The 1,712-nt window shown below is 49.4% G+C and carries 2 protein-coding genes; both read right to left on the bottom strand.

The window, feature by feature from the left end; all coding sequences use genetic code 11:
* The coding region (locus GRP75_RS26160; RefSeq protein WP_160790795.1) for a M20 metallopeptidase family protein at positions 1 to 515 on the bottom strand (515 nt) is incomplete at its 3' end.
* Positions 516 to 629: 114 nt separating this feature from the next.
* Positions 630 to 1,712, bottom strand: a 1,083-nt coding sequence (locus GRP75_RS26155; RefSeq protein WP_237449204.1) for an ABC transporter ATP-binding protein, incomplete at its 5' end; no start/stop codon positions are given.

Genomic DNA, 1,712 nt, shown 5'->3' with positions numbered 1-1,712 from the left:
CCAAAAGGAATTTCAGATGCGAGGTGAATACCATATACCGCCTCTACCCCATCCAGACAGCCATCCTCAATCATAAACTTGGCTCCGCCAGGCGGTTTTTCTTCCGCATGTTGAAAAATAAACACAAGCTTTCCCTTTAGCGCCTCACGGTTATGGCTCAACACGCGTGCCACTCCAAGTAACGCAGCCGTGTGACCATCATGTCCGCAGGCATGCATAACACCCGGAACGGTCGATTTATAAGGCACATCCTTTTCATCCTGAATGGGAAGTGCATCAAAATCAGCACGAAATGCAATCGTTCTACCTGGCTGACCGCCTTCTAAAAACCCGAGCACACCGTTTCCACCCACATTCGTTCTTACCTCAATACCAAAAGAGCGCAATTGATCGGCGATAAATGCAGACGTATTCGTTTCTTCAAAAGACAGCTCGGGATGCTGATGTAGATGTCTTCTCCACGCAATCAGCTCTTGTTCATCATCTTTTAATTCCTGAACCCATTTATCTAGCATAATACCCTCTTTTCCTATTGAATTTATATACTTCTATCCTTATCTTACCATGAACGGCCTGTAGAATGTAGCTCTCTTATCATGCCGATAGCAGATCAAAGGAAGGGGTTGAACCTAGGCCGGGTAATGACAAGCGGCATAATGTCCTGTGCTAATCGCTGTCAGCTCAGGTGCTTCCTCACGACAACGCGAGGTCGCTAGTGGACAGCGGGTATGAAAACGACAGCCGGATGGCGGCTTCGCAGGCGAAGGAATCTCACCTTGTACCGTAATTAGCTCCCGACGGTTTTTCGGATTTGGATTAGGTATCGAGGCAACAAGCCCCCGGGTATACGGATGGGCAGGATGCCTGAACAACTCGTCACTTGGCGCAATTTCTACAAGTTTCCCCAAGTACATAACCCCTATCCGATCTGAAATATGGCGGACAATGTGCAATCCGTGTGCAATAAACAAATAGGTTGTATCCAGCTTACGCTGTAAGTCCTGAAGCAGATTGACAATTTGTGACTGAACGGAAACATCCAAAGCCGACACTGCCTCATCCGCCAAAATAAACTGCGGTTGCAGAGCAATGGCACGGGCTATCCCGATTCGCTGCCGCTGTCCTCCCGAAAATTCATGCGGAAACCGCGTAACCAGCGAAGGTGATAATCCAACAGCGCTCAGGAGTTCTTCCACCCGTTCCTGCTTTGCCTTGCCATACAACCCTTCATGAACCGCAAGCGGCTCCCCTATGATATCTCCCACATTCCACCGTGGATCAAGTGATCCGTAGGGGTCTTGAAAAATCATCTGCATATCACGGCGAACGGATCGCAACTCAGAATTTCCTAAACGTGTCAGCTCCCGATCCTGGAACCATACCTGCCCTGAGGTCGGACGTTCCAGCTGCATCAGCAGCCGGCCTAAAGTAGACTTACCGCTGCCGGATTCTCCGACCAATCCAAAGGTTTCGCCCTGCCGGATTGAGAACGATACATCATCCACCGCCCGGATCGAAGCACCCGTCCGACCGGGAAAGCTTTTTTTCACCGGATAATACTTGCGAATTCCATCCACTCTAAACAAGTCCTGCTTGTTCTGGACGGTTTCCGTGATAGTCCCATTGGATTTAGGGGAGTTCTTTACCTGTACGCCATGACTGCTCACCTTAGCCCCATCAACAGCAGATACGTTCGTCAATTCTTCCTTTAC

This window comes from Paenibacillus sp. OT2-17 (assembly GCF_009827695.1).
Taxonomy (GTDB): Bacteria; Bacillota; Bacilli; order Paenibacillales; family Paenibacillaceae; genus Paenibacillus; species Paenibacillus polymyxa_B.
The sequence above is the reverse complement of the archived record's forward strand: the minus strand, read 5'-3'. Positions and strand labels throughout refer to the sequence as shown.